28 protein-coding genes are annotated in these 25,533 nt (G+C 64.0%); 9 read left to right on the top strand and 19 right to left on the bottom strand.

Annotated elements, in window-relative coordinates; genetic code table 11:
• Window positions 1–41: 41 nt before the first annotated feature.
• The 4 genes from dctP to AB4Y94_RS02910 form a co-directional block, all read right to left on the bottom strand.
• Window positions 42–1,283, bottom strand: a complete 1,242-nt coding sequence (gene dctP / locus AB4Y94_RS02925; protein WP_441724543.1) for a TRAP transporter substrate-binding protein DctP — start codon at window positions 1,281–1,283, stop codon at window positions 42–44.
• 200 nt (window positions 1,284–1,483) lie between these two features.
• Complete coding sequence (locus tag AB4Y94_RS02920) at window positions 1,484–2,017, bottom strand: VOC family protein (protein WP_441724541.1); 534 nt, start codon at window positions 2,015–2,017, stop codon at window positions 1,484–1,486.
• An 8-nt stretch (window positions 2,018–2,025) separates the two neighbouring features.
• Window positions 2,026–2,871: an enoyl-CoA hydratase-related protein gene (locus AB4Y94_RS02915; RefSeq protein ID WP_441724539.1), complete on the bottom strand. Its 846-nt coding sequence runs from the start codon at window positions 2,869–2,871 to the stop codon at window positions 2,026–2,028.
• A gap of 34 nt (window positions 2,872–2,905) precedes the next feature.
• Entirely contained in the window at window positions 2,906–4,231 is a 1,326-nt protein-coding gene (locus AB4Y94_RS02910) for an NtaA/DmoA family FMN-dependent monooxygenase (RefSeq protein WP_441724609.1), read from the bottom strand.
• A 158-nt stretch (window positions 4,232–4,389) separates the two neighbouring features.
• On the opposite strand from AB4Y94_RS02910, the gene AB4Y94_RS02905 reads away from it, so the two are divergent.
• The 3 genes from AB4Y94_RS02905 to AB4Y94_RS02895 all read left to right on the top strand — a co-directional run bounded on the left by AB4Y94_RS02905 (window position 4,390) and on the right by AB4Y94_RS02895 (window position 7,384).
• Window positions 4,390–5,622, top strand: a complete 1,233-nt coding sequence (locus AB4Y94_RS02905; protein WP_441724537.1) for a CaiB/BaiF CoA transferase family protein — start codon at window positions 4,390–4,392, stop codon at window positions 5,620–5,622.
• Between the two features lie 39 nt (window positions 5,623–5,661).
• Entirely contained in the window at window positions 5,662–6,441 is a 780-nt protein-coding gene (locus AB4Y94_RS02900) for an SDR family NAD(P)-dependent oxidoreductase (RefSeq protein ID WP_441724535.1), read from the top strand.
• A gap of 82 nt (window positions 6,442–6,523) precedes the next feature.
• Window positions 6,524–7,384, top strand: a complete 861-nt coding sequence (locus AB4Y94_RS02895; RefSeq protein WP_441724533.1) for an LLM class F420-dependent oxidoreductase — start codon at window positions 6,524–6,526, stop codon at window positions 7,382–7,384.
• 64 nt (window positions 7,385–7,448) lie between these two features.
• On the opposite strand, the gene AB4Y94_RS02890 is transcribed toward AB4Y94_RS02895, so the two are convergent.
• From AB4Y94_RS02890 to AB4Y94_RS02860, 7 genes are all read right to left on the bottom strand, one after another.
• Entirely contained in the window at window positions 7,449–7,946 is a 498-nt protein-coding gene (locus AB4Y94_RS02890) for a nuclear transport factor 2 family protein (protein WP_441724531.1), read from the bottom strand.
• 102 nt (window positions 7,947–8,048) lie between these two features.
• Window positions 8,049–8,849, bottom strand: a complete 801-nt coding sequence (locus AB4Y94_RS02885) for an SDR family NAD(P)-dependent oxidoreductase (protein WP_441724529.1) — start codon at window positions 8,847–8,849, stop codon at window positions 8,049–8,051.
• Window positions 8,846–9,397 carry a nuclear transport factor 2 family protein gene (locus AB4Y94_RS02880; RefSeq protein ID WP_441724527.1) on the bottom strand — a complete coding sequence of 184 codons (552 nt, stop codon included), beginning with the start codon at window positions 9,395–9,397 and terminating at the stop codon, window positions 8,846–8,848. The genes AB4Y94_RS02885 and AB4Y94_RS02880 overlap by 4 nt, the downstream gene beginning before the upstream one ends.
• An 11-nt stretch (window positions 9,398–9,408) precedes the next feature.
• Window positions 9,409–9,924, bottom strand: coding sequence for a nuclear transport factor 2 family protein (locus tag AB4Y94_RS02875; protein WP_441724525.1), 516 nt, complete (start codon window positions 9,922–9,924; stop codon window positions 9,409–9,411).
• Window positions 9,925–9,937: 13 nt separating this feature from the next.
• A complete protein-coding gene (locus tag AB4Y94_RS02870) occupies window positions 9,938–10,702 on the bottom strand; it encodes an SDR family NAD(P)-dependent oxidoreductase (protein ID WP_441724607.1) in 765 nt (254 codons plus the stop codon).
• A 93-nt stretch (window positions 10,703–10,795) separates the two neighbouring features.
• Window positions 10,796–11,284 carry a nuclear transport factor 2 family protein gene (locus AB4Y94_RS02865; RefSeq protein ID WP_441724523.1) on the bottom strand — a complete coding sequence of 163 codons (489 nt, stop codon included), beginning with the start codon at window positions 11,282–11,284 and terminating at the stop codon, window positions 10,796–10,798.
• A 49-nt stretch (window positions 11,285–11,333) separates the two neighbouring features.
• A complete protein-coding gene (locus tag AB4Y94_RS02860; RefSeq protein ID WP_441724521.1) occupies window positions 11,334–12,179 on the bottom strand; it encodes an SDR family NAD(P)-dependent oxidoreductase in 846 nt (281 codons plus the stop codon).
• A 129-nt stretch (window positions 12,180–12,308) separates the two neighbouring features.
• On the opposite strand from AB4Y94_RS02860, the gene AB4Y94_RS02855 reads away from it, so the two are divergent.
• Window positions 12,309–13,055 (top strand): SDR family NAD(P)-dependent oxidoreductase, encoded by a 747-nt coding sequence (locus tag AB4Y94_RS02855; RefSeq protein WP_441724519.1) that lies wholly within the window; start codon window positions 12,309–12,311, stop codon window positions 13,053–13,055.
• 50 nt (window positions 13,056–13,105) lie between these two features.
• Here the strand turns inward: AB4Y94_RS02855 and AB4Y94_RS02850 are convergent, their stop codons facing one another.
• Window positions 13,106–13,405, bottom strand: a complete 300-nt coding sequence (locus tag AB4Y94_RS02850) for a Dabb family protein (RefSeq protein WP_441724517.1) — start codon at window positions 13,403–13,405, stop codon at window positions 13,106–13,108.
• Between the two features lie 144 nt (window positions 13,406–13,549).
• Between AB4Y94_RS02850 and AB4Y94_RS02845 the strand changes: the two genes are divergently transcribed.
• From AB4Y94_RS02845 to AB4Y94_RS02835, 3 genes are all read left to right on the top strand, one after another.
• Entirely contained in the window at window positions 13,550–14,596 is a 1,047-nt protein-coding gene (locus tag AB4Y94_RS02845) for an LLM class flavin-dependent oxidoreductase (RefSeq protein WP_441724515.1), read from the top strand.
• A gap of 103 nt (window positions 14,597–14,699) precedes the next feature.
• Window positions 14,700–15,911: a cytochrome P450 gene (locus AB4Y94_RS02840; RefSeq protein WP_441724513.1), complete on the top strand. Its 1,212-nt coding sequence runs from the start codon at window positions 14,700–14,702 to the stop codon at window positions 15,909–15,911.
• Window positions 15,905–16,333: a nuclear transport factor 2 family protein gene (locus AB4Y94_RS02835; RefSeq protein ID WP_441724511.1), complete on the top strand. Its 429-nt coding sequence runs from the start codon at window positions 15,905–15,907 to the stop codon at window positions 16,331–16,333. The genes AB4Y94_RS02840 and AB4Y94_RS02835 overlap by 7 nt, the downstream gene beginning before the upstream one ends.
• A 57-nt stretch (window positions 16,334–16,390) precedes the next feature.
• Here the strand turns inward: AB4Y94_RS02835 and AB4Y94_RS02830 are convergent, their stop codons facing one another.
• From AB4Y94_RS02830 to AB4Y94_RS02800, 7 genes are all read right to left on the bottom strand, one after another.
• Window positions 16,391–17,539 (bottom strand): MFS transporter, encoded by a 1,149-nt coding sequence (locus AB4Y94_RS02830; RefSeq protein WP_441724509.1) that lies wholly within the window; start codon window positions 17,537–17,539, stop codon window positions 16,391–16,393.
• Window positions 17,540–17,588: 49 nt separating this feature from the next.
• A complete protein-coding gene (locus tag AB4Y94_RS02825; RefSeq protein WP_441724507.1) occupies window positions 17,589–18,470 on the bottom strand; it encodes an SDR family NAD(P)-dependent oxidoreductase in 882 nt (293 codons plus the stop codon).
• 14 nt (window positions 18,471–18,484) lie between these two features.
• Window positions 18,485–19,273 carry an SDR family NAD(P)-dependent oxidoreductase gene (locus AB4Y94_RS02820; protein WP_441724505.1) on the bottom strand — a complete coding sequence of 263 codons (789 nt, stop codon included), beginning with the start codon at window positions 19,271–19,273 and terminating at the stop codon, window positions 18,485–18,487.
• Window positions 19,260–20,204 carry an alpha/beta hydrolase gene (locus tag AB4Y94_RS02815; RefSeq protein WP_441724503.1) on the bottom strand — a complete coding sequence of 315 codons (945 nt, stop codon included), beginning with the start codon at window positions 20,202–20,204 and terminating at the stop codon, window positions 19,260–19,262. Before AB4Y94_RS02815 ends, AB4Y94_RS02820 begins: the two co-directional genes overlap by 14 nt.
• An 8-nt stretch (window positions 20,205–20,212) precedes the next feature.
• Window positions 20,213–21,406, bottom strand: a complete 1,194-nt coding sequence (locus tag AB4Y94_RS02810) for an acyl-CoA dehydrogenase family protein (protein ID WP_441724501.1) — start codon at window positions 21,404–21,406, stop codon at window positions 20,213–20,215.
• A gap of 133 nt (window positions 21,407–21,539) precedes the next feature.
• A complete protein-coding gene (locus AB4Y94_RS02805) occupies window positions 21,540–22,394 on the bottom strand; it encodes a hypothetical protein (RefSeq protein ID WP_441724499.1) in 855 nt (284 codons plus the stop codon).
• Entirely contained in the window at window positions 22,391–23,089 is a 699-nt protein-coding gene (locus AB4Y94_RS02800; protein WP_441724497.1) for an HpcH/HpaI aldolase family protein, read from the bottom strand. Before AB4Y94_RS02800 ends, AB4Y94_RS02805 begins: the two co-directional genes overlap by 4 nt.
• 294 nt (window positions 23,090–23,383) lie before the next feature.
• On the opposite strand from AB4Y94_RS02800, the gene AB4Y94_RS02795 reads away from it, so the two are divergent.
• Both AB4Y94_RS02795 and AB4Y94_RS02790 read left to right on the top strand, forming a co-directional pair.
• On the top strand, window positions 23,384–24,559 hold the full coding sequence (locus AB4Y94_RS02795) for an acyl-CoA dehydrogenase family protein (protein ID WP_441724495.1): 1,176 nt from the start codon (window positions 23,384–23,386) through the stop codon (window positions 24,557–24,559).
• Complete coding sequence (locus AB4Y94_RS02790; protein WP_441724493.1) at window positions 24,556–25,530, top strand: acyl-CoA dehydrogenase family protein; 975 nt, start codon at window positions 24,556–24,558, stop codon at window positions 25,528–25,530. Before AB4Y94_RS02795 ends, AB4Y94_RS02790 begins: the two co-directional genes overlap by 4 nt.
• The last annotated feature ends 3 nt before the right edge of the window (window positions 25,531–25,533 follow it).

Here is a 25,533-nt window from a genome sequence, read left to right as displayed (position 1 = left end):
CTGTTGGTCCCGCACCGCCGAGGTGTTCGTGTCGTTGGAAGCTACTGCTTGCCGAGGCGTTCTTTGAGGGCGTCGGTCCAGGCGCTCCAGTCCGTGACGACACCGGACCCGGCATTCAGGGACTTGGTGATGTCAGGCTGGTCGACCTTGACCTTGAGGGTGTCGACGGAGAAGCTCCGCCAGGTATCGGCGATCGCGTTGGTCCGCTTGATCTCGGTGGCGGGGTTGGACACCGACTTGGGCGCGAGGGTTGCCGGGTCGGCCTGCTTGTCCCACCACTTCTTCACCACCGGGTTGAGTGGGGCGGGATCAACGATCCCGCCACCGGCCTTCTCGGCTGCCGCGGCGATTTTGGTGTTCTGGTCGAGGGTGTCCTTGGCGAAGCGCTCAATGGCGCTGTAGCGGGCATCGCGCATAGCGGTCTGGATCTCCGGGGCCAGGCTGTCCCAGGCGCCGGTGGAGATCACCCAGTTGGCGCCGGAGGACGGGGCGGTGTTCAGGAAGCTCACCCACGGCGACACTTCGAGGAGGCCACCGCTGAGTACCACGGTCGTCGCGTTGACGGCGCAGTTGATCACGCCGCGCTGGAGTCCCTCGTACTGCTCGTTCGATGGGGTGAAGACGCCTGTCATGCCGAGCGACTCGTTCTCGCCCTGCGCGATGGCGTTGGCGATGCGCACCTGGCGGCCCTTGAGGTCGGCTGGGGTGTGGAACTCCTTGGCGCAGGTGAGCGCGGCGGGCCCGCTGAGCATCGGAATGAGCGGGATGAAGCCGGCCTTCCTCATCTCGGTGAGGGCGGCACTCTCACCCTCGTAGTGCATGACCTGCTGGCCGATGCCGGCGATATTCAAGTCCGGGTAGCCGAAGTCGTTCAGCGCGTGCTGGACGACGATGTCGTCCCAGTTGGAGACCGGGAGTTGATCAGGGAAGAAGCCGTTGCTGACGAAGGTGACGTCGGTGAGGTCCGATGACATCGCGGAGAGCGCCTCGGTGGCCGGGTGCAGCGTTCCCGTCGGGTAGTAGTCGAAGGTCACCACACCCTCGGTGGCCTTGGTGACGGCATCCATCCAGTCCTCGATGAGGTTCGTGGCTGTGTTGCCGGGAGCGAAGATGCTGCTGACGGTCAGCTGCACCGGCTCGGCCTTGCTCCAGTCGAAGCCACCCGCGTCGGCGGCGCCCGCTTTCTGGGATGCCGGGGCGCTTTGGGCGGCACAGCCGCCGAGTAGCGCGGCGACGGCGAGGGCGCCGACTACCGTGGGTAGTGCTTTCTTGATACCAATCATCACAGAACTCCTGTGTCGTGTCATGAAGTCGGGTGTCGCCAGGATTCTGTCGCGACCCATGGAATCTACCATGTAATCCTTCTAATCACGGCTATCTTTATAGGGTTAACGGCTCAGGCGCCGGTATTGTTATAAACGCCGGCGTGGGAAATGCCGGCAGCGGTCGATTCCCTCCGAGGGCGCGACAGCATTCGGCAGCGTCAGTGCAGCGGAGGCATCGGGCGCCATGGGTCTGTGCCGTCCCAGCCCTGGGCCGCCTCCGCGACGACCTCATAAAGCCTCCCCACAGTGGAGGGCGGCCGGCGCTCGCTCAGCTCGATCGCCGGCAGGTTCCAGTCTTCCCAGTGATAGAAGACGTTGTTCGCCGGTGTTCCGGCCTCGGACAGCGTGGTCTCGCCCGCGGCGGTGCGGCGCGCTACCTCGGCAGGGAAATCAGGCACTGCGACTGCAATGTGATTCAGTCCCGGCGCACCGCCATGAGCTGCCAGCCATTCACTGTGCGGGGACGGCGAATCGTCATGCTGCTGCACGAGCTGGATCTGCAGGCCGTTCCAATCGGCCATCGCGGTTGAAATGTCGGGAGCGGCGACTTCACCACGGAACCTGTAGTCGCGGTTACTGAGTCGCTCCCAATAGAACCACGGGCCGATGCCGAACCGACGGGTCCATTCCATTGCTGCATCGTGGAGATTGGTGACCACGAATCCCAGCTGAACAATCTTCGAATCGACCACGCGGCGTCCTACGTCGGAATGTGGAATTGTGGCTGGCTCGGCCAGGGAAGGTCAGGGAGGTCAGCGATCGCGGAGAGCGTCCATTCTGGGGGACGCTTCTCCCGCCAGGCGTTCACGCCTTCGGCGGCATCCGTCGTCCTGCCGAGTGCGGCGATGGCGGCCGAGTCGACTCGGTGCGTGTGCATCGGGTGATCGCTTCCAGCCATGCGCCAGATCAGCCGCCGTGTCAGAGCTGCCGAAACGGGCGCTGCCGCAGTCGCTATCCGCTCGCCGAGCTCGTACGCGGCGTCCATGAGCTCGTCCGGCTGGTGGAGGCTCGCCACAAGTCCGCGGCTGAGCGCCTCTTCTGCCTCGAATATGCGCGCCGTCAGGCTCCAGTCCAGCGCGGTCGCCACTCCGACGATCTTCGGCAGGAACCAACTCGATACGGCGTCAGGTACGATCCCGCGTGAGGCGGCAACGACACCAAACCGTGCATTTGTCGAGGCAAGACGGAAGTCCATCGGAAGGATGAAAGACGCGCCGAAACCGACAGCGGGACCGTTCACCGCGGCGATGATCGGCTTGAGGGAGTCGAATGCGCGCAGCACGATCCGACCGCCTCCGTCTCGAAGACGGGTGTCGTCGTGGCCGTAGGAGAATGCGGTTCCACCCTCACTCACATCAGCACCGGCACAAAAGCCCCGGCCAGCACCCGTGACGACGACGACGCGCACGCTGTCGTCGGCATCCGTCTCGTCGAAGACGGTGACCAGCTGTTCTCGCATCGCGGGGTTCATCGCATTGAGACGGTCGGGCCGGTTCAGCGTGACCGTCGCGATGCGGCCCTCGACGCGGAGGTCGACCTCGGTCATAGTGGCCGCGCGGCCATCGCACGCTCGACGATCATCAGACGGTGCGATCGGTGAGTCCGAGTCGTTCTCGGAGAGTGCCGTCGGTGTCGGGTCGCTCGGCAACGCGTCCGCGTCGGCGAAGCTCAGGCATGACGAGTCGAGTGAAGTCCTCAAACGACCCTGGCGTATCGGATGGCATCAGTGCGAAGCCGTCGGCGCCGTAGTTGTCGAACCACTCCTCGAGAGTGTCAGCGATCTGGGTCGGGGTGCCGATGAAACGGTTCCCGGCCGTCATTGAGCGCGCGCGCACGATCTCCCGCAGCGTCGCATCGGCGCCGAACTTCGCGCGCCCTGACTTCACGAACGCCTCGACCGCGCCACGGGTGCCGGTGAACTGTTCGAGCCAACTGTCGTCGAACGTCTCGTCCATCGGAATCTGCGCGAAGTCGAAGTTCGCCTGCTCGGCCAGGAAGATCAGCTGTTCCACCGGGTCGCTCAGAGCGTTGAAGAAGTCATTCTTCTCATTGGCGATTTCTTCGGTTTCGCCGACGATGATCATGATTGCGGGAAGGATCTTCGCAGCATCCGCGGCACGGCCTTGCTCCTGCGTGATCCGTTGCTGGTCGGCGTAGTGTCCCTGCGCGGCTTCCAGGCTGTGGGCCGTTGTGAAGATCAGGTCCGCCCAACGGGCCGCGAACTCGCGGCCGCGTCCTGATTGCCCGGCCTGCAGGAGCGTCGGCCATCCCTGCGGCGGCCGCGGAACGGTCAGCGGGCCGCGCGAAGACAAGAACTTGCCCTCGAAGTCGACGCGCTTCACCTTCGCCGGGTCTGCGAATCGGCCGGTGGTGCGGTCGAGCTCGACAGCGTCCGCGTCCCACGATTCCCACAATCCCGTGACGATCTCCAGGAACTCGTCAGCCCGGTCGTAGCGCTGGTCGGCGCTTAGATGGTCGACGCCGAAGTTCTCGGCTTCGTCCTGGTTGAGCGACGTGACGATGTTCCAGATCACGCGGCCCTTCGACAGGTGGTCGAGTGTCGCGAACTGGCGGGCAACGTGGTACGGCGTGCCGTAGGTCGTCGAGTAAGTCGCCCCAAGGCCAATCCGCCTGGTGTGTCCGGCGAGCAGTCCGAGGATCGAGACGAGGTCGAGCTTCACAACCCGTGATCCACGCTCGACGGCCGGGTCCGTCGATGCGCCGTATGCGGCGGGCATCGCCAACCTGTCGTCGAAGAACAGCACGTCGACGCCGCCGCGCTCGAGTTCTTGGGCGAGCCCAATGTAATATTCCGCACTCAGGAAGCCCGGATCGGTCCGCGGATGCATCCATGCGCCCAGCGACGTCTTTGTTGTCGAAGCCGACGCGAATGCCGCGAAGACCATGTGCTCGGTACGCCGCTGCATTGCGATGCCCTTCTCTGGTGTGGGGACGGGACGGTGCGAGTTATCGTTCCATCCTAGCTATACTTTACAGGTAAAGGGCGGGGCTGTGCCCTGGAAGTCTCACTGATGAGAGTCCGCGCGTGCGGGGAGGTTCGACGATGAACGAAGATGCTGGACGATCGGGCATGGGTGCCCGTCCACTGGATGGGATCACAGTTGTGGAGGTCGGTGTCTGGCACGCCGGGCCTGGTGCTGCGGCGATCCTCGGCGATTTGGGAGCGGATGTCATCAAAGTCGAGAGCATCGATGGCGACCCGGAGCGCGGTGAGGGTGGCTCCCTGGTGCTCAAATCAAAAGCGATAGACACCCCGGGTTGGAACCTGATGTTCGAGCTGTCCAACCGCAACAAGCGCACGATCGCGTTGGATCTCGCCTCGGAGCAAGGGAACGAGGTGCTACGCAAGCTGGTCGAGCGCGCGGACGTGTTCATCACCAACCTTCGGCCCGGGGCGAAGCGCAAGCTCGGGATCGACTACGAGTCACTCTCCACGGTGAACTCACGCCTCGTGCATGTCAACATCTCCGGTTTCGGGCCGAGGGGACCCCTGGCGGAGGAGGGGGCGTTCGATACGCTCGGCCAGGCACTGGCCGGGATGTTCTACGTCACCGGTCATGACGCTCCGCAGCCGCTTCCAGTGGTTGTCGTCGACCAGCTGACCGCCCAGAATGCGGCGCAGGCCACCGTCACGGCGCTCCTGGCTCGGGAGCGCAACGGAGGAGAGGGGCAGGATGTGCACGTCTCGCTCTACGGATCGGGTGCACTGCTGTGGTCCGCCCAGCTGTTGTGGCAGGCCGCCTTGAATTCGAAGCCGATCGTGACGTACGACCGGATCCAGAAGACCCCGCTCCTGTCGGTGTACCGCTGCAAAGGTGATCGATGGATCGTAGGCACGAACCCTGGTCGGGCCCAGTGGGCGACGTTCGCCGAGGCGATCGGGGCGCCGGAGCTGGGTGACAAGCCGTGGAATGTCGACGACCGCGGGTCGCAGGAAGCGTTGTATGCGACCATCGATCCGCTCATGCTCGAACGCAGCGCGGTCGAGTGGGTGGCCTATTTGCGCTCCAAGGGATTGCTCTTCGCACCCGTACAGGACTTCGAACAGGTGCTTGCCGATGAGCAGGCCAGGGCGAATGGGTACGTCGTCGAGTACGACCATCCCCGCCTCGGGAACATACCGTTGCCCGGCTCGCCGTTCTCACTCGGCAAGCAACTCACTGCACAGTGGAAGCCGGCACCGGACCACGGTGCAGACACCGACGCAATACTGCAGGACCTTGGTCTCGACAGCGCTGCCATTGCTGAAATGCGGAAGCAGCGAGTCGTCGCCTGACGTTGCCTTCAACCAACACATGATCAAAGGGGATTAAGAATGACGAAATACGCACTTGTCACGGGTTCAGGTCAAGGAATCGGCTATGGAATCGCGAAGCGGCTCACCGAGGACGGCTTTCACGTCTACGTGACGGACTACTCCGCCAAGCTCGCGGAGGAGGCCGCGGTTCGGCTCGGGGGAACTCCAATCCGGCTCGACGTCAGCGACCCTGAGAGTGTGGCGGCAGCAGCGGCAGAGGTCTCCGAACTGGATGCGCTCGTCAACAGTGCAGGCATCTACCCCTGGCTTGGGTTCAGCGAGATCAAAGTCGAAGACTTCGACCAGCTGTTCCACGTCAATGTACTCGGCCCGATCCTGACAACCAACACCTTCGTGCCGCTCATTGCCGCCCGCGGCGGGGGAGCGATCGTGAACATCACCTCGATGTCGCAGGATCACGCTTCCCCAGGCGTGAGCGCATACTCGGCGTCCAAGGCAGCCGCACACGGCGTCACCAAGCTCGCGGCGCTCGAGTACGCTGACCGCGGCATCCGCGTGAATTCCGTCGCGCCGGGAACCATTCAGACCGAAGGGATGAGGAACGCACTCACCGACGACGAGTCGCCACGTGAATCAGCACTCATCCCGCTCGGCCGGGTCGGGGCGCCGAAGGACATCGCGTCGGCAGTGTCCTTTCTTGTCGGCCCCGACTCGTCATACATCACCGGGCAGTCACTGACCGTCGACGGCGGGTACACGACAGCGTTGTTCGACTTCTATCGTGCCGCCGCCTACGGCTCCACAAAGGCGTCGACGGAAGCCCTCGGTCAGCGGTGACGGAACGTCGCTTCGACACGATGGGCACCGTTCCTTTCGAGGGGGCTCATTGAGGTACACCGTCGAGTTCCCGCTTTCTGCCGTGCGAACTGCAGGGGATGTCGAGGCGGTGGCCCGTGCAGTCGATCGCCTCGGGTACCACGCCCTCGCGTTCACCGAACACCCCGCACCGTCGAAGGCATGGATCGATAACGCGCCCGGGCATCCCACCTTCGACATACTTGCGTCACTTGCGTTCTGCGCTGCGGTAACCGAGCAGGTGAGGTTGATGACCTTCCTGGTGGTCCTTCCGTACCACAGGCCGTTCATGGTGGCCAAAGCGTTGTCAACGATTGACCTGCTGTCGCGAGGCCGGGTGACAGCTGTCGTCGGTGCCGGTTACCTGCGCGCGGAGTTCGACGCACTCGGCGTGCCGTTCGACCAGCGCAACGAGTTGCTGGATGAGGCACTCGAGGTGCTCCCGGAGATCTGGAGAGGTGAGCCGGTCAGCCGTTCAGGGCGCAACTTCGAGGCCGCAGAGATTGTGAGCCAGCCCATGCCGGTTCAGCCCGGAGGACCGCCGCTGTGGATCGGTGGGAATGGCCGCCAGGCGCGGGAGCGGGCTGCGCGGTCGGGGGGCTGGAGCCCGCTGCTCATCGGTCCCGAGGCGGCGACAAGAATCAACACGGCGGCCATCGCGGGCATAGAAGGGCTGGCCGCCGACATCAAAGGAGTACGCGACCGGGCGCAGGTCTTGCGCGGTGACAGGGCCCACGTCGAGGTGCAGGTTCTGACCCCGCAGGCTCGCGTGATGTTCGAGGATCACCGACCGGATGAGCATCGAGAGTATCTCTCGGCTCTCGGCGACGCCGGCGTCGACTGGTTCGTGGTTCGCGTGCCCGGCGCCGACGCGGCCTCCGTCATCGAGTCCCTGGAGTACTACGCGGCTGAACTCATGCTCTGACAGTCGCCATCACGATTGTTCCTCGTGATGGGGCGGCCCTCGTGGGCTGCCCCATCACGGCAGATCACTCTACGGGTTCGATTTTCTCCACGTAGACGTAAAGCCGGGTGAGCTTGATTGAGGCGATCTTCCATCCGTCGTCGACCTTGCGGTACGTCTCCCAGTAGTGCCCGGTTCCGCGTAAGCGGTAGCCCTCCTTCTTCCAGACGAGGACGTCCTCCATCGCCCAGATCCCGGTCGCCTCATCCTCACTGGTGAGCTCGATCTCCGGCTGGTGTCCGTGGTGGGTGGTGATCAGTGGCCCGATGAAGCGGCGGTTGCGCTCGATGAACGCGTCGAATCCCGAGCCACTGGTGAGCTGGTCTCGAACCTCAGGCGGCCGCAAGGCAAGAAGGTAATCCGGGAAGCCGTTCTCGATGGGGCCGATCTGCGGGTCCGATGTGAACACCTCTCGGAATGCATCCCAGTCTTTGGTGTCCAGGGCCCGGAAATACCGGGCCTTGAGCTGCTTGATCGCTTCGATCTCGTCGGTGCGTGTGCGCGGGTCAGTATCCGTTATCACTGTTCTTCTTCTTCTTCATCTTCTTCTTCTTCTTCTTCATGGATTATTTGACGCCGTCCGTTCGGAGCGTGGTTCGTCCGGCCGGTCGGCGACGGGTGCAACTCAGGTGGCGAAACCCGAGAATTCGTGGGGCTTCGACATCGCCTTTGCGGTGTGGCCTCCGTCCACAGGAATCGCCACTCCGGTGACGAACGACGCGCTCGGAGAAAGCAGAAACGCGATGACTTGGCCCACCTCGGCGGGTTGGCCCCATCGCTTGAGAGCGATGCCCTGTCGCAGAGATTCCGTTCGGACGGTATCGGTGGCCCGCATGCCAGCGGTGAGGGGACTGGCGATGGGTCCTGGGCAGACGGCATTGACCCGGATCCCTTCGTAGCCGACTTCCATCGCTAGGTTCTGGGCCAGGTTGATCAGTGCCGCCTTCGTAGCCCCGTATGCCCAGAATCCGACGTCGCCGCCCTGTCCGGATATCGACGACGTGAAGACGATCGAGCCGTGCGGACTATTCCTGAGGTGCGGGAGCCCCGCGCGAATCGCGTGCACGGGGCCCTTGAAATTGACGTCGATGAGGGTGTCCAGGTCTTCCATCGGCAAGTCCTCGACCGTGCCATGGCGCACCGTCCCTGCATTCAGGGCAAGCCCGTCCAGCCTCCCGAATGTCCTGATGGCGAGGTCGACAGCGGCCTGGTTATCCCGGGGATTGGACACGTCACCTGCCAGGTGCACGAAGGAGTCCGTAGGCAATGGAGCTGGTTCCGGCCAGTGTCGGTCAATCCCAACGACGTTCCAGCCGTCAGCGATGAGTACGCGACAGGTTGCCTCGCCGATTCCGGAGCCCGCACCGGTGACGATCGCCGTTGGCCGGGAATTGTCGGCTCTCGTGCTCAGGGCAGCGTCGGTCATGCAGGTGCTTCTTGCGCTGCGAGTTCGGGCCGGGTGGTGCCCCACAGCAGCCGGTACGAGGCATCGTTTTGGTCCCGGCCCGCCTCGAGACTGAGAACCTCGGATGCGGGGGCCACAGCACGCGCCGCATCGGCCGGGGTCTTCATCTCGGTGACGAGGTCGTTGACGTACTCCCGCTCAGCGATCGCGAGCCGGTTATCGATGCTGACCCAGCGGTCGATGTAGCGACCGTACCCCACCCGATCGACGTATGACCCGCCGTCGCGGCGCCGCAGCAGCGACGTGACATAGGACTCGCTGATGAGATCCCCGGACGGATTGCGATCAATGAAGACATTCGCCACGCGGTGGACGTTCAACTCAAGCTTCTCGTGGAACGGCCACACCCAGTCCATGAAACCGGGTGCGTCGCCCACATAGATGCCACCGTAGTTGAGTGCCGCGGCAGGAGCGAAAGCCGACAGGGCGACGACGCGGTCGAAGCGATCCACACCTCGGCAGTAGGCGGTGAGCGCCTGCTCGATCTGATTGCGCTCCTCCGCGGTCACGCGATAGTCGTTCATGCCCTGAGCAATCGATACGAGGCATCGGACTCGTCACGCGCCCAGGTCAACGCGGCGCCGTTCGACTCAGGTCGAAGGGCCGACATATCCTTCTGCTCATGCGCGTACGCACGTGTCGCATCGCGGACATACTCGCGCTCGACGATGACGAGCCTCCCGCCGTGCTCTGCCCACCGGTCGATGTAGCGGCCGTTGCCGATGTTGTCGGTGATCGACCCGTCGTCTGACGTCGTGCGAAGCAGGACCTGGACGTAGGACTCACTGACCAGGTCGCCATCGGGATTTCGTTCGATAAAGATGTTCACGACGCGGTGCACATGCACGAGCATGCGGGCGTGGATCGGCCAGATCCAATCCATGAACTCGGATGCAGTCCCGTCGAAGATCCCGCTGTAGACCAAGTGTGCGTCGGCCGTGAACGGCGACAGCGCCAGCTGGCGGTCGAATCTGTCGAGGCCGCGGCAGTATGCATACAGGCCCTGGCTGATCTCGTTCCGCTCATCGGCGGTCACATCGTATGGCACCTCAGCTCACCCCCATGGGATTCCCGGAAGCCATGCGGGCGGCGCGCTCGCCGATCGCCCTGACGCGCTCGGCCGGATCGGAACCGACGCGGTCGGCTACCAGGCCGCGCACCTTGCCCTCGATCCAGATGGGACCGTTGGCAACCTGATCGAGCGCCTCCCTGGCGATGTCGGCCGGGTCGGCCGCACCCTCGACGCGGCCGTACGCCTTGACCATCGTGGGGGTGTTCGTTTGACCGACCACCGGTGTCAGCACGTCGATTCCGTGCTTGGCCAGCTCGACCCACAACCCCTCGCCGAGGGTGTGGCCGAACGCCTTGCTTGACGCATAGAGCGCGAACCCCGGCGAGCCGCCGAAGCCGGCGACCGAACCCATGAGCACCAGGGCACCCCGACCGCGTGGGGCCATCAGTCCGGCGAAGTGGTGCACGAAGCGAGTCTTCGAAACGAAGTTGCGCTGCAGGCGACCGGCGAGCATCTCCCAGTCATGGTCGATGAAGTCCCCGTATTTCGGCTCGGATCCCACGTTGTAGACGAGTGTGCCGATCTCGAGGTCGGCCGTTGCCGCGATCACCTTCTCCGCTCCGTCCGGCACGGAGAGGTCCACGGCGATCGTCCGGATCTCTACGCCGGGATTGGCAGATCGAATCCGCTCCGCGGCTTCGTCGAGTGTGGACTGGGTTCGCGCTACCAGCACCGGGTTTATTCCTCGGTGGGCAAGCTCGTTTGCGAACGCAGAACCAATACCCTCGGAGCCACCGATCACAATCGCCCACGGACCGTATTTCTCAGCATATTCGTTGGTCAACCTTTGACTCCTTTGTCAGTGATTCTTCGTGCCGGTACTGCCCAGGTCGGGTCAGGGTGTTTCAATCCGCTCTACGTGCACGTAGAGCCGGGAGAGCTTCAACGAAGCGATTTTCCATTCGCCGTGGATCTTGCGGTAGGTCTCCCAGTAATGTCCTGTTCCTCGCAAGCGGTAGCCGTCAGCAGGCCACACGAGCAGGTCCTCCATTGCCCAGATACCGGTCGCCTCGTCCTCGCCGGTGAGCGTGATCTCCGGTTGGTGACCGTGGTGGGTCGAGATGAGCGGACCGATATTCGTGGCGACTCTCTCCACGAAAGCGTCGATACCGGATTTCGCCACGGGTTGACGCTGCTCGGCCGACCGCAAGGCAAGAAGCTCGTCTGAAAAGCCGTTGTCGACGGGGCCAATGGCGGCGTCTTCGGCGAAGACCGCCTTGAACCCATCCCAGTCCTTGGTGTCGAGGGTTCGGAAATAGCGGGCCTTGAGTTGGCGGATCGCCTCGATCTCATCGGCTTCGATGCGTACAGCGGTATCGGTCATCATTCCCTCTTTTATGGTGTTGGTCTGGGTTAGTCATCGAGCGGGCGCGTCATTCGACGGTGAGTTGGTGGCGCATCGGCACCCGAAGGTTCGCGGTGAGCGAGAGCCCGCCGTCAACGACGAGATTGTGCCCGGTGATGAACCTGGCGGCAGGGCTTGCGAGGAAGGCCACGGCCCCGGCGACGTCATCGGGCTGGCCGAGCACGCGGAGGGGCATCACTTCCGCCCGTGCGGCAAGCATCTCCTGCATTTCGTCTTCGGTGACGCCGGGCCGCGACTTCTGACTGATCGGGGTGATGATCGGGCCGGGGGCAACGGCGTTGGCGCGTATTCCAACGGGACCCCACTCAAGCGCAAGTGTCTCGACGAGTCGAATGAGGGCGGCTTTGGCGGGGGAGTATGCGCCCAGTCCCGGATGGGGGCTCGTGCCGCTCGTGGAGGTGGTCGCGATGAATGAACCCCGGGAGTCGCGAAGCGCAGGGTACGCGGTGGAAGCCAGAAGCCACGCCGCACGGGCGTGGACGTTCATCACCGAGTCCCAGTCCTCGAGGCTCGTCTGGTCGACGAGGCGCCCGAGACGGGTGTTGCCGGCGTTGGATACGAGAGTGTCGAGGCCACCGGCGAACTCGATCGCCTTTGTGGCGACTTCGGTGGGGAACGTCGCTGTTCCCAGGTCGCCGGTCACGACCAGGACCTTCGCGCCGCGATCACGCTGCCCGTCGGCGAACGCTTCAAGCTCACCAGTCAGCGTGGTCGCCGTGATGGTGATCCGGGGCTCGAGATGCTGCGCAAGCGCGCTGTCGATCAGTTTCTCGGTGATTGCCGCACCGATCCCCCCGGGGCTCGATCCGGTGACGAGCGCGCGGTATGCGCCATACGCGCCGCTGCTGGGCATCTTCCAGTCCCCACTTCGTTGTGTCGGATGCCGCGACATGTTCGGGACAATCGCGAAAGCCCTTGTCGCGGCGTTGTATTTATCCTATAAATGATGACAACACAACGCAATGATTTGGGAGACTTTCAGATGACACGTTACGCACTCGTCACGGGCGCCGGGCAGGGGATCGGTTTCGGCATCGCCCAGCGATTGACCGAGGATGGCTACCACGTCTACGCCACCGATTACGACGAAGGACTGGCCAAGTCCGCCGCCGAGAAGCTGGGCGGCACGCCATTGCAGCTCGACGTCAGCAGTCCTGAGTCGGTGAAAGCGGCTGCGGCGGCGGTGCCTGAACTCAGCCTGCTCGTCAACAGCGCGGGCATCTACCCGTGGTCGCCGCTCCTGGACATCTCCGTCGAGGAATTCGACCGGGTCTTCGCGGTCAACGTTCGGGGGAACCTTCTCTGCATGCAAGCGTTCCATCCGCAGCTCGCCGCAGACGGCAAGGGCGCCATCGTGAACATCACTTCAATGTCGGCTCTGGCTCCTGCGGTCGGTGTCGGGTCATACGCGGCGTCGAAGGCTGCTGCCGCAATGCTCATCCAGCAGGCGGCGGTTGAGTTCGCTCAGGACGGTATTCGCGTCAATGGCGTCGCACCCGGCAGCGTGCAGACTGAGGGAACGAACCGGGCCATCAAGGATGGCGGTGAGCCCGAGAAGGCTCCCTTTATTCCACTTGGCCGCCTCGCGGGGCCGGCCGACATGGCGAGCGTTGTGAGCTTCCTGGCCTCCGCTGATGCCGGTTATGTCACCGGACAGAACATCGTCGTCGACGGCGGGTTCCTGAATAACACCTTCGCGCTGTACCGGCACGCGACTCAGCCCGCGTAGCGCGTCTGCCGATGCCGCCGCGGACGAGGCGGCTCGGCAGCATGGCGCAATCAGCGGCGGAGTTCGAACTGCACCGCGGTCCGCGACTCCAGGTACGGCTCGAGATATTCCTTGAAGAGCCGCATGTGGCGGTCATGGGCCACGTACTCGCGATACCCGTCCAGATCGTCGAAATCGAGTGTGAGTGCGAAGTCGGAGTTTGTCGGCAGGTACCCCATGTTCCCGCCGACCTGACAAGCGCGAACGGAGGGGATCTCGTCCGCGGCCGCATAGAACGCGGCCGTGACTTCTGCCAGGAGGTTGGCGGGGGCATCGTCAGTGAACTTCCAGAGTGAGCAATGTCGAATCATGCACACGAGTTTGCATCACGCGGTGGGCACAACACAACGCAAGGTCTCTGCGAGACCGGGAATTAAGATAGAAAGAAATGAGGATGTGTGAGTAACGCCATCGCACAGTGCTGGACGTCGATTTCCCGCTTCCATGATCCGCGGATGACGCCGATCATCGAAACGGCCGAGACCTACGAGCGAGAAGGCTGGGACGGTGTCCGTTATCCGGACACCCAGTCGATTTCTCCCGAGATGTTTGTTGTCCTTTCGGCGATCGCCCAACGCACGCGGCGCATCCACTTCTCCAGCGGTGTGGCCGTTCCGCTCACGCGGCATCCGGCCGTGATGGCGAGCGGATTCGCGGCGCTGCAGGAGTCCTCCGGGGGTCGAGCCAACCTCGTGATCGGCCGTGGCGATACGGCACTGGCGCACATCGGGCTCTCGCCCACGCGCCTGGGATACCTCGAGCGCTACATCCGCCATTTGAAGACATACCTCGAGGGCGGGTCGCTCCCACTCTCCGAGGTGGCGCCCGTCATGGAGGGGGCAGTGCACGGTTTCGACGACCTCGCCGCCGGTCACTTCCCGCCGGCGAGCGCGTTGGTCTGGATGGATGATGCGCTGCCGCGGGTCCCCATCGAGGTGGCCGTCACCGGTCCCAAGGCGATCCAGATGGCGGGTCGAGTCGCCGATCGTGTTGCGCTCTTCCTCGGCGCAGACCGTGAGCGCATCGCCTGGGCGATCGGCCTCGCCCGCGCTGCCGCGGAGGAAGCGGGCCGCGATCCTGGCGAGTTGTCGTTCAGCGCCTATGTGCCCATCAGCGTGGTCGACGCAAGCATCTCGGCTCAGCGCGCAAAAGAACTGATGATGCCCTTCGTCATGGCGGGTTCCCGATTCCGGGTGATGGATCGTGAAGTACGAGGCGCAGCCAGTGATCACGAGCGGAGTGTCTTGGAGAGCATCCGCGATTCCTACGACATCAACGAGCACGCGAAGTCCACGCAAGGCCGCGCGGGCGTGGACGATGAGTACCTTGCCTCGTATGCGATCGTCGGCGAAGCGGCGTACTGCCTGGATCGGTTGCAGGGAATCGCTGAACTTGGTGTGGACAGATTCTCGATGATGTTCTCCACCCCGGATCAGCCAGAACATGACGAGGTCCGTGGTCGGCTGGTTCACCAGATCCTGCCAGTGCTGCAGGGACGCTGAGTCGTTGCTTTCGCTGCGGCCGTGCAACTATAATGATTGATACGCTTGACGTCGAGCGGGCTCTGCCTGTGGCTCGGCATCGTTCAATGATGAAGGTGACGCTATGACGATCGTGAGTGAACAGACGACCGAGGCCCCCCCGGCATTCCCACAGCTGCGGGATGACCCGCTGGCGCCGCCGCCGGTATATGTGCAGTGGCGCGAGGAGACTCCGGCGAAGCTGGTCACGCTCCAGAACGGCAAGACCGCCTGGGTTGTGACGCGACAGAAGGAAGCACGCGAGGTCTTCGAGAATCCGACGGTGTCACGGGATCCGGGCCAGGAGGAGTTCCCGCAGGTGCGCCGTGGCATGAGCTTCCACCGCAACGACCTGATCATGAACCACATGGACCCGCCATTGCATGGCAAGTTCCGCAAGATGCTGGCGCCGTGGTTCACGATGAAGAAGATCAACGAGCAGCGCGACGACATCCAGAAGATCGTCGACGAGGCGATCGATCGGATGGAGACGTTCGAGAAGCCGGTCAACTTCCACAAGGAATTCAGCCTGGTGATCCCCTCAACGGTGATCTGCCGGACGCTCGGGATCGACTATGGATATCACAAAGACTTCGAGCTTCTCGCGACCGTCATCACCCGGGCCGGGTCCTCAACTGAGGACTTCGCCGCGGCGACCAAGGGCCTTTTCGCGATCTGCGAGAAGCTCGTCGACGAGTCGATCGAGAATCCAAGCGGCGGCGTGCTCCAGGTGCTCACCGACCGGCTACAGGCTGGTGACATCAACAGGGAGCAGGCGGTCGCCCACACCTATGTGATGATCGTTGGTGGGCACGAGACGACCGCGCACACGATTTCACTTGGCTTCCTGCAGCTGTTCCGTGACCCGGCCCTGGCGGACTTCCTCCGGGAGCACCCGGATCGGATTCCTGACGCCATCACCGAGATGCTCCGCCTCCAGGCCATCAACGACGGTTCGGTGGCACGCATCACCACGGAGGAGCTCGACCTCGGCGGTGTCAAGATCCCGGCCGGTGTTGGCATCATTCCGCTGATGTCGCCCTCGCATCGCGACCCTCGGGCGTGGGATAACCCCGATGTGTTCGACATCGACCGCGACAACAGCAAGCACATTGCGCTGGGCGGCGGGATCCACTCGTGCCTGGGCCAGAACCTCGCGCGCGCCGAGCTCGAGATCGTGTTCGAGACGATCCTGCGCCGCATGCCCGCCCTTCGGCTCGCGGGTGCGGAGAGCGACATCGGGTTCCAGCGCGACGGCTTCGTATTCGGTGTCTACGACCTCCCGGTCACATGGTAGTCGGCGCGCCACCGAGCGCAACCGAGCAGGTCGATGTCGCGCTCGGGTTCCACCGCACCCTCGAAGCGGGTGACTTCGATGCGTTCCAGGCACTGTTCACAACGGATGCCGTGAACGAGCTGCCGTTCCACTCACCGGTAAGTCCCGCGGAGTTCATCGGGGCCGAGGCGATTGCCGCGGACTACCGGAAGATGATCTCCAATCGTCGGGACCTGCAGTTCACGATCCACACTGTCACCACCGATAAGAGCGCGAATCGGGTGATCCTGGAGTTCTCCGGGCGGAGCATCATCGGAGAGACCGGAGCGCTGTACGAACAGGACTACGTCGGCGTGTTCACTATCGATGGAACCCAAGTCAGCCGACTGCGGCTCTATGCAGATCCGCAGCGCGCTTCGAAAGCGCTGCAGCCGATTCGCTGACTCCCACGGCGAGGGCGTGATCCTCTGAGCGGGTGGTATGCAACGCATACCACCCGCTCATTCCATGCGCGCTCCGCCTCTGCGGGACCTGCCAATGAGATAGGCCGCCATCGCCACGGCGGCACATGTTGCCAGTACGAGAATGAAGGGCGATGCCGAGCCAGCTCCGGCAACACCGACGATTGATGCACCGATTCCCCCGCCGACGAACTGGGCGCCGCCCAAGGACGCCGAGCCAGAACCCGCGATGTGCCGTACCTCCGACAGCGCGAGGGCGGCAGCATTGCCCGTGATCAAGCCGTGGTTCGCGCTGACGGCAAAGAGCACAATCGGCAGCGCGGCCGAAGGCACAATGACCGCCGCAAAGGCGGAGACGACGAGCACGCCGACACCTACGCCCAGGGTCTTGGCCGGATGGACGCCGCGCTGAGCAAGAACCGCAGAGAGATACGTGAGGCCGACCATGCCGAGCGCGTTGATCGAGTAAAAAAGACCATAAGCGATTGCCGAGTAGCCGAGGACGGTCTGGTAGATGAAGGGCGACGCTCCCGTGTACGAAAGGAGCGCGCAACTCCCCGCAGCTGAGACGAGAAGAAAGCTCGTGTATCGTCCGCTGCGGAAGACGCGGCCGAGGTCCGCGAGTTGGACTCGACGGTGTCTTCTCCCACGGGGAAGCGTCTCGGGAACGACCTTGAGCACGCCGATGAGCACGACCATGGCGATGGGAACGATCATCCAGAGCGTCACATGCCAGGGCAGGAACGTCACGACGACGCTGCCGAGGAGCGGCGAGACCACGGGGGCGAACATCGACAGGCTCACCATGAGGTTGATCTTGCGGGCGAGCGCGAAACCTGTCGCCGTGTCGGAAACGATGGCGCGGGCGATGACGACGCCACCGGCTGCGCCGACCGCCTGGGCGACGCGAGCGCCGGCCATTATGGCGAGCGTCGGCGCGATCGCCACCAAAACGGAGGCGAGCAGGCAGAGTGAGGATGCGACGATCAGGGGAGCGCGTCGTCCGAACCGGTCCGAGATCGAGCCGAAGGCAATCTGGCCGACTCCGAAGCCGAGCAGGTAGAGCCAATACGTCAGGTGAACGCCGGCGGCATCCGTGTGGTACTGGACCGCCATCTGGGGAAAGGCAGGCAGGTACAGCCCCGTCGCCAGCCCGCCCAGAGCGGTCAGGAGGGCGAGGAGCAGCACCTGGGCGCGGCCTATCTCAGGAGATTCATCAGATCCGCCCGATGGCACCTCAGCGCGGTCCGGCGGCGAACAACTGGTCCCGTCGGAGTGAGATGCGGTCCTCGTGCGGCGGATGGGTCATGATGTACGGCTGATTGCGATCGATGCCCTCGAGGACGATGCCACCGACAGCATCGGCGTCGATGATCTCAGACGAATTGCTCGCCCTGTGGGGGAGCTCGCCCTCGACGTCGGCGGTCTCGATGAGCTTGCTGCTCGCCTGGTCGCCGGTGTAGTCCGACCACGGCTTCACCGAGGTAGACGCGTCGGACTCGGCCGCCGGTCGAAGCCTCGCGCTGGAGGTGATCCGGGTCTTGATCGGACCTGGGAAAAGTACGCTCGCGCCGAACCCCTCCGCGGCGATCTCGAGTTCCGCCCGCACCGCGATCGTGAAGCCGTCAACGGCCGCCTTGGACGCCGAGTACGACGAGTGCCCGGCGAACGGGTGGATCGCGGCCGTCGAGGCGGTATTGACGATGTGCCGCTCACCGGAACCAGCCAGCATCCGTGGCACGAACGCCATGTGCCCGTGAACGACACCCCACCAGTTGATGTCGAACATCCAGCGGAAGTCCTCGTAACTCGTGTCCCACGAGGCGCGGAACGGGCGCAGAGTGACTCCGGCGTTATTGACCAGGATGCTTGTGGGGCCGAACTCGGCCTCCGCCCGGTCGGCCATCGCTTCCATCGCGGCCAGGTCGCGCACGTCGACCTGGTTCGCGATCGCCCGCCCGCCGGCTGCCACGATCTCGCCGCTCACCGTCTCTGCAGCAGCAAGCTCGACATCAGCGACGACGACACCGAGGCCGCGACCCGCGAGAACGTGGGCGATTGACCGCCCGATCCCGCTTCCTGCTCCAGTGACGACGGCCGATCCGGTGAATGATCGCATTTCGCTTCCCTTCCTTACCACTGCATGGAGGTGCCGCCGTTCGGACGCATCACTGCGCCCGTGACGAACCTCGCCGCATCAGAAACCAGATACAGGACTGCATAGCCCTGGTCGTACTCATCCCCGACGAAGCCGAGCGGGGTGCGATCGACCTGCGTTTGAAGGTGGCGGTCTCGCTCGGCGCTCCCGGCGAAGTGCCGACGCGTGATGCCGCTCTCGACCCAGCCGGCGGCGACAGTGTTCACGCGGACGCCGTTCGGACCCAGCTCGAGCGCGAGCGAGCGGGAGTACTGGTGTGCGGCCGCCTTCGAAGAGGTGTACGCGGCAATGCCGTCAATGGCACGGTCAACTCCGCCTGTGGTGATGTTGACGATCACGCCCTTGCGTTCCTGCGAAACCATCTTCTTGGCCGCGGCCTGCGAACCATGGACGACGCCGAGGAAGTTGACCGTCCAGATCCTGGCCAATTCTTCGTCGCTCACCACGGACGGGGCGCTGTCCGCTGTGATGCCGGCGTTGTTGACCCAGATGTCAAGCGAGCCGTGCGCATCGGCGATCAGGTCGGCGAGCGCATGGGATGCTGTGGGGTCCGTGACGTCAAGCGAGGCGCTCTCCGCGCTCCAGCCGCGCCCACGGATATCTTCCACCGTTTCGGCCGCGCCGGCGTCGTTGACGTCAGCGATCCAGACTGTGGCGCCCTGGCTGGCGAGAACGAGCGCGATGCCCCTGCCGATGCCGCTGCCGGCGCCGGTGACCACGGCACTGCGGCCGGTGAGTGAGAACGGGTTGTCAAGCAGGGGCATTCAGGGCTTCTTTCAGTTGTGTGGGGACGTGTTCGGTGACGAATCGCGCGATTGCGCTGACCGAGTCATCCGCTTCAGGGGCCCAACCGGCCATCAGGTGGAACACATGCTGCATGTCGGGGACCACCTCGATTGTGACGGGAATGCCCTCTGCCCTGAGCATCTCGCCGAAGGTGACCACGCCGGAGTGCATCAGCTCGGTGTCGCCGACACTGAGGAAATGTGGCGGTAATCCCGCGACGTCGGCTCGCAATGCGGTCACGTATGGGCTCGTGCGCTGGTTCTCGTCGGCGATGAACATTGACACATTCGCCCGGATCCCGGCGCGGCCGCGAGCCCCGGCCATGATGTCGCGAGGTGCATTGGTGTCGAAGGTCTCGCCGTTGCCCTCACTGTCGTAGTAGGGCGAGAGCGCCACGACGGCACCCGGTCCCTCGGCGCCCTCATCGCGAAGCTGAATGGCCAGTGCCGTCGCCAGCGCTCCGCCGGCAGAGTCACCCGCGACCACGATCCGCGACGGCTGAACGCCGCCACTGACGAGCCAGTCGAACGCAGCACGCACGTCGTCGAGCTGCGCCGGATACTTATGCTCGGGCGCCAGCCGATAGTCGACGGCGAATGCGGGAGCGCCGATCGCCTTCGCGAGGTGTCCGGTGAATTTGCGGTGGGTGGATGAGCTCCCGCCGATGTATCCGCCGCCGTGCACGTAGAGGATGGCAGCGCTGGTGTCAGCGGCAGGAGGCACGGCACGGATACCGCTGACGGGCGAGTCCACCGTCTCGTACCAGACGCCCGGCGCTTCGGTGCCTGCTTGCTCCCACTCGAGGAAGAGGCTCCTGAGGAAGCCGATCTGCTCGTTCTGATTTGCGGCGCGGCGCTCGTTCCAGCTGGTGTAGAGCTCGGCGAGCCTTTGAGCCTGTTCGCTGGCCACGTGGCCTCCTACTTCGCTCGCTGCCAGGACGACAGGATTGGACCGGCTGACTGGATGAGGCCGATCGGATCGGCGGCCAGGTGGTTGCGGGCGACCGACATGTCACGCAGGACGCGCCCGAGGGCGCTTGGGTTGCGGATGGTCTGTGAGGCGCCCCAGAGTGCGGCGAAGTTCACGACCTCCGTGCCTACCTCGTGCACCCAGGTGGTGACCTGCTTGACGCGCGATGTCAGCTCGGCCGAGACCTCGCCCTTCGTGTGGGCCGATTCCTCGGCCTCGGCCAGTACCTCGAAGGCGTAGCTGCGGACCGCGTGGTATTTGGCGTCTGCCCTGGCGAAGTCGTTCAAGAACACGTGATTCTTGTCGACCGTGGTGTCGTAGCCCTGGCGTGGCTTGCCCGCGACCACGTTGGCGACCTCTTCGAGCGCACGTTTCATGAGGCCGAGGACCACGCCGATGTGACCGGCGAATCCGATAGTGCCGCGGTTCAATTCGGATCCGACGACAGGCAGCGAAGGATCGGTCCAGAATGTCGACCGCAGGGTGTACTTGTCGGGCAGGAATCGCTCGGCAAGCGCGTAGTCGTAGCTTCCGGTTCCGACGAGCCCCGAGACGTTCCAGTTGCCGAGCATCGTGATCTCGTCTTTCGGCGCGATGTAAGCCCGGATATCGGGCGCCTTGTCGTCGAGCATCTTCTGAGTGCCGTCCTCATTGAAGATGCGCATCGTGACAGCGAGGTGGGTGGTGAACTTCGAACCGCTCGCGAACTGGAGCCGTTCAGCACTTCCTACCAGGCCGCCCTCGACCTCGACGGCCTTGCCGAGTGGAGCGGCGTAACCGGCGGTGATGGCCTTGGTCGGCCCGCTGAAGAGCTCATCTCGCCCTTCCTTCGGCAGGAAGAACGAGCTGTTCCGCGTGCCGATCGATGTTGCCATCAGCACCCAACCCGTCGAGCCGTCGGCGCGCGAAACCTCCTCGATGACCTTGAGGGCGGTAACGATGTCGGCCTGGCCGCCCCCGTAATGCCTCGGGACGAACATCCAGAAGAGTCCCTGCTCCTTCAGGGCGTCACCCGCGACGTCGGTCACGTCGGTTTCGCGCTCAGTGGCTTCCGCCTCGGCCTCGATGATTCCAGCGATGGATTTGGCTCGCGCCAGAAAATCGACTTCGGTTCCGATCGTGGGTGTTTCGATGAGCGTCATCCTTGCTCGCCTTTCTGAAGCGGTTCTTCATTGAACGATTGACCATCGTCGCGTTCGCGCAAGCGCAGCCGAGCATCACGTTAGCCGGAGCGCGCATCACTGTCAATTCTTATAAGCATTCAATTGTCAGTGGTCACTGGATGCCCAGCTGGTCAGTGAACTCGTTCGTTCCCATTCGCGCGGGGAGGAACGGCGACATCCACTCGACTGCTCCGCGTCGCGTCTGTGCAATGAGCTCCGGGAGCGGGGCGAACTCGCTCTCCCACACGGAATTGGGGGCGTTCTCCAGGAACCAGAGCAGGAGCAACCGCCGGCCTTGGTTGTCGGCCCGGAGCTGCATGTCGCGGAGGGCGGGTCGCATCATCGACGTGTCGGCCGCGCCGCGGAACACGAGCACGCTTTGCGCGCTCGCTCCTTCGCGCCCGAGCCGTTCCGGAAGGAAAGACCCCATCAGCCAGGCAGCGACCTCATCACGGTCCGACGCCTGCGGCACGTCGATGAGTTGCACGACGAGGCCCCCCGGGGGGTCGATCAGCGCGTGCACATCTCGTGCTGGATGGTCGTCTCGGTAGGCGGTACCGACGTGGTCGGCGAATGAGGTGAAGACCAATCGACGGTCGGCGAAGTTCCTGCCCTGGGCGTCCAGCTGCGGACCGGTTCCCGCGGCCCACGCGAAGTAGTCGTTCAGGTGGCCGGGGGCGATCCAGTATGTGGCAGCGTAGCTGCCGCCGGTCGAGTTGTCGTAATCGCCGTCGGCGCGAGCGTACTGGAGCGCGCGCAAGGCTGCCGGCGCCACCCAGCGCCGCCCGGAGAACACGAACGGAGCCATCATCGCCGCCGAGAAGAAGTGGTCGTCTTCGTACCAGCGGGTGTACTCACGCTCGTGGCCTGGGTTCGGATCGGCAATGTTGAGCAACATGTGGCCGACGCCGACCTCGAGCGATGTCGTTGCGCCGATCTCCGTCAGCGAGGCGGCCGGCTCTCTCATAGGCTGACTGGCGCAGCGCTGCGGAACTGCGCGAGGCGTTCAGCACCGGTCGCCCTGACGTAGTTCAGGTCGCCGCCGATCGTCACGAATGCCGTGCCTTCGAAACCGACGCCGCCAGGCGCACCAAGCCGCAAGCCGAGACGTGCGGCCGTGCTCCGGCAGTCCTCCCAGATCTCCATCAGCTTGTCCCGCCCTGCATACATGTCTGTTCCCATGTCCTGGGCCAGGTCGCCCAGACCGAAGAAGGCGAATTCCACGCCCTCGACGCCGGCGATCGCTTCGAAGTTGTCGACTCCCGCTACCGTCTCGATGAGTGGAATGAAGATGATCTCCCGGTTCGACCGACTGGCGTGCTCCGTCCAGTTCTCGCCCGACCAGCCTGCAGCCGGCACCATCGGACAGAATCCGCGTCCGCCCGAGCGGTACTGGGTAGCGGCATAGCAGGCGGCTGCCTGCTCAGCCGTCTCCACCTTGGGTACGAGAACACCGTCCGCTCCGAGATCGATGACCTGTTGGATCTGAGTCGGGTCGCCCTTGAGCACCCTCACGATCGCCGCCGTACCGGTCGCTTGTGCGGCCCGGATGTGCTGGAGGATGTCACGCACCCCGAGTGCACCGTGCTCGCCGTCGATAATGACGAAGTCGTGCCCGATCTCGCCGAAGATCGCCGTGGTGGACGAGTCGGCGGATGTCACCCACGCTCCTATCGCCTGGTCGCCTCGATCGTTCAATTCCACGAACCGTGACCGCGCTCCTGTAAACACGTGCTCTCCTCATCCCTGCGCCTATGCAGTGTGCCGAACCGCGTCACTCGCGGTTTTCGTCGGTAACAGGCTCTTTAGTAGCCCAAGCATTGTATGTATAGCACCAAATAACCTATCGAGCGGGGGAAAACGCACACTGAACTGGCAATTATTGATATGATGGCACTTGTTGATCCGTAAGACGCGTGGCGGGCTTGTCCGTCGCCCATTCGTACGCCGTTCGAAATGACCGGCGGGAAGGCAAAGATGCTCGACTTCGCTGAGGACGAGAAGACCGTGCAACTGCGCAAGCAGATACGCGGACTAATCGCCGAATCAATTCCGGTGGATTATCTCGGTGCCTTCACCGACGATCCCAACGATCACGAGATCGCCAAGGACTTCTGTCGGCTGTTGGGCGAGAACCGCCTGTTCGCGCTGACGTGGCCGATCGAGTGGGGTGGTGGTGCCGCCGGTCCGTGGGAACAGACCGCGTTGCGCGAAGAGATGTGGGCCTTCCACGAACCCCGCGGCGCCCAGTACATGGGGCTGAACTGGATCGGTCCGGTCATCATGCGCTACGGAACCCGCGACCAACAAGAGCGCTTCCTTCCGCCGATCGCACGCGGCGAGGTCGACTGGTGCCAGGGCTTCAGCGAGCCCGGGGCCGGTTCCGATCTGCCATCGCTGCGCACGCGCGCAACGAAGGTCGACGGTGGGTGGCGGATCGACGGGCAGAAGGTGTGGACGTCGTACGCAGGGATGGCGTCGTGGTGTGTTCTGCTCGCGCGCACCGGAACACAAGAGAGTCGGAAGGACGGCATCTCGGTCTTCCTCATCGAAATGGACCAGCCCGGAATCGAAGTGAGGCCCATCCCCGCGATGATCGGCCCGCACCACATCAATGAGGTGTATTTCGATGGTGCGTTCGTGAAGGAGGAGAACCTCCTCGGAGAACTGAACGACGGATGGACGATCATCAACGAAGTGCTTGCCTTCGAGCGCATTGGAATCGCCCGTTATGCCCGTTGCGAGCGGCTTCTCGCTGAGGCGCCGGCGGCCCTGGGCGAATTGTGGCACGAACTGCCCGACTCAATCGTGCAGAGATGGGCAACGGCACTGATGAACTCGCGACGGGTGAAGCTGATGGCCTACTCCGTCGTGGCGGCCCAGGAACGTGGCAAGCTCGACCCCGCCGACGCATCGGCGTATCGCATCGCCGGCACCCTCCTTGACCAAGAGGTCGCCGAGGTGCTCATGGATGTCGTCGGAGCGTGGGGATTGGGTACCACGGATCACAGGATGACCTATATTCGCGCAGTCGAGGATCACTGGCGATATGCCCAAGCAGCGACGGTGTCGTCTGGGACCGTCGAAATGAATCGGATTGCGCTCGGCCGGAGGATGGTGGCGAAGAAATGAACGGTACGGTTTCCGAAGAGGCGCTCGAGCTCGGCCAGGCTGTCGGTGAGGCGATCGACGCGGCCGGCGGCGTCGATCTCACGCGCGAATTCGAACGAGATCCGGCTAGTCGTGGCGAGCGCGTTGACAGTCTGCTCGGTCCGCTCGGGATCTGGGAGATAGCTCCGCGCGAAGACCAGGTGCAACTGGAGGCGGCCGCCGAAGCATGTCGAGCAGCAGGTGCTCGGCTGCTGATGTACCCCATCGCCGAGCGGCTTGCCCGCCCGGAGGGGAGAGATGGGATCCTGTTGGTTCCCACCACGGGGCGACGTGCCGCAGTGCACGCTGACATCGACCTGAACTGGGCTGCTGCTACTTTGCGCGGCGATTCCGCACTCCTGACCCAGCGCGGTCCGCTGATCGGCGAGAAATTGGCGAAATTCGTCGCCGAGATCGACGCTGAGATCGACTACGGGGTGCCGCAGGAAAACGCTGAGCTGGTAATCGCGCTTCAATCCTGGTGGCTGCTCGGCGCCCTCGAGCGAGCGCTCGACGATACGGTCCTCTACACGAACGAGCGCGAACAGTTCGGTCGACCCATCATCAAATTCCAGGCCACGCAGTTCCGCCTCTCTGACGTCATCGTGGCAGTGCAGGGACTGGCCGAACTGGCGAAGTACACGCTGTGGTCGATCGCCCAGAATGATCGCTCGACCGGGCTGGTGGACGCAGTCGCGTTACGGGTTTCTGCAGTCCAGGCCGCAGACACCGTGCTGCGTGCCGGCCACCAACTGCACGGCGCGATGGGATTCGCCGACGAGACGAACATGTCACAGTATTCTCGGCACACCCAGGGTTACCGTCGACTGCCCGAGGGTGAGACACGTGGGCAGCTCATCCTCGCCGAGCTCATCGCGGAGAATGGTTGGGCAAGCCTGTTCCCGATCGCTGCCGGAGCGGCCAGACGCGACGCGGCCGCAGTGCGGGTATAAGAA

The organism is Glaciibacter sp. 2TAF33 (assembly GCF_052114945.1).
Lineage (GTDB): Bacteria > Actinomycetota > Actinomycetes > Actinomycetales > Microbacteriaceae > Cryobacterium.
The sequence above is the reverse complement of the archived record's forward strand: the minus strand, read 5'-3'. Positions and strand labels throughout refer to the sequence as shown.

Coding starts and splice junctions, on each gene's coding strand:
- AB4Y94_RS02915 (WP_441724539.1), bottom strand. CDS start 2,871: ATGACCGAGGTCGACCTCCGCGTCGAGGGCCGCATCGCGACGGTCACG.
- AB4Y94_RS02810 (WP_441724501.1), bottom strand. CDS start 21,406: ATGACGCTCATCGAAACACCCACGATCGGAACCGAAGTCGATTTTCTG.
- AB4Y94_RS02825 (WP_441724507.1), bottom strand. CDS start 18,470: ATGCGATCATTCACCGGATCGGCCGTCGTCACTGGAGCAGGAAGCGGG.
- dctP (WP_441724543.1), bottom strand. CDS start 1,283: ATGATTGGTATCAAGAAAGCACTACCCACGGTAGTCGGCGCCCTCGCC.
- AB4Y94_RS02905 (WP_441724537.1), top strand. CDS start 4,390: ATGAACGAAGATGCTGGACGATCGGGCATGGGTGCCCGTCCACTGGAT.
- AB4Y94_RS02885 (WP_441724529.1), bottom strand. CDS start 8,849: ATGACCGACGCTGCCCTGAGCACGAGAGCCGACAATTCCCGGCCAACG.
- AB4Y94_RS02855 (WP_441724519.1), top strand. CDS start 12,309: ATGACACGTTACGCACTCGTCACGGGCGCCGGGCAGGGGATCGGTTTC.
- AB4Y94_RS02910 (WP_441724609.1), bottom strand. CDS start 4,231: ATGGTCTTCGCGGCATTCGCGTCGGCTTCGACAACAAAGACGTCGCTG.
- AB4Y94_RS02805 (WP_441724499.1), bottom strand. CDS start 22,394: ATGAGAGAGCCGGCCGCCTCGCTGACGGAGATCGGCGCAACGACATCG.
- AB4Y94_RS02820 (WP_441724505.1), bottom strand. CDS start 19,273: ATGCCCCTGCTTGACAACCCGTTCTCACTCACCGGCCGCAGTGCCGTG.
- AB4Y94_RS02790 (WP_441724493.1), top strand. CDS start 24,556: ATGAACGGTACGGTTTCCGAAGAGGCGCTCGAGCTCGGCCAGGCTGTC.
- AB4Y94_RS02865 (WP_441724523.1), bottom strand. CDS start 11,284: ATGACCGATACCGCTGTACGCATCGAAGCCGATGAGATCGAGGCGATC.
- AB4Y94_RS02835 (WP_441724511.1), top strand. CDS start 15,905: ATGGTAGTCGGCGCGCCACCGAGCGCAACCGAGCAGGTCGATGTCGCG.
- AB4Y94_RS02795 (WP_441724495.1), top strand. CDS start 23,384: ATGACCGGCGGGAAGGCAAAGATGCTCGACTTCGCTGAGGACGAGAAG.
- AB4Y94_RS02845 (WP_441724515.1), top strand. CDS start 13,550: ATGACGCCGATCATCGAAACGGCCGAGACCTACGAGCGAGAAGGCTGG.
- AB4Y94_RS02840 (WP_441724513.1), top strand. CDS start 14,700: ATGACGATCGTGAGTGAACAGACGACCGAGGCCCCCCCGGCATTCCCA.
- AB4Y94_RS02900 (WP_441724535.1), top strand. CDS start 5,662: ATGACGAAATACGCACTTGTCACGGGTTCAGGTCAAGGAATCGGCTAT.
- AB4Y94_RS02850 (WP_441724517.1), bottom strand. CDS start 13,405: ATGATTCGACATTGCTCACTCTGGAAGTTCACTGACGATGCCCCCGCC.
- AB4Y94_RS02860 (WP_441724521.1), bottom strand. CDS start 12,179: ATGCCCAGCAGCGGCGCGTATGGCGCATACCGCGCGCTCGTCACCGGA.